We start from the raw sequence: 406 nt of genomic DNA, 5'->3' as shown, positions 1-406 counted from the left end.
CAGAGGGAAAATAATCTGCCAGAAAATGCGCCAAGTGCTCGCACCATCGATGCGGGCTGCTTCCTCTAGAGATACAGGTATCGAGCGGATAAATCCGGTAGCAATAAACAGATTTGTTCGGTTAAAGAAACACCCCACTGGGCTGTTTCTACTTAACCGCTCCGCGCATAACACCACCAATAACCCACTTTTGCGCAATAATGTACACAATCAAAACTGGAGCCATTGCCATCAAGTAGCTAGAGAATGCCATCGGATAGTTTGTGGCGAACTGAGAGCTAAATACATACTGTGCCAAAGGAATAGTCTGGTTTGATTGATCAGTCAGAACAATCAAAGGCAAAAGGAAGTAGTTCCATGCCCACAGAGCAGTTAAAATATCAATCGTTGCGTTAATAGGGCTCAT

1 protein-coding gene and 1 pseudogene are annotated in these 406 nt (G+C 44.6%); both read right to left on the bottom strand.

The features are described 5' to 3' along the window. The coding region (locus tag ACXIUA_RS00025; RefSeq protein WP_457975834.1) for an ABC transporter permease subunit at window positions 1-138 on the bottom strand (138 nt) is incomplete at its 3' end. Window positions 139-148: 10 nt separating this feature from the next. Beyond that, a pseudogene (locus tag ACXIUA_RS00020) lies at window positions 149-406 on the bottom strand (hypothetical protein); the annotation flags it as partial.

Source organism: Corynebacterium sp. UMB8791 (genome assembly GCF_054166365.1).
Note: the sequence above shows the minus strand (reverse complement) of the source record. Positions and strands in the feature narration are given on the sequence as shown.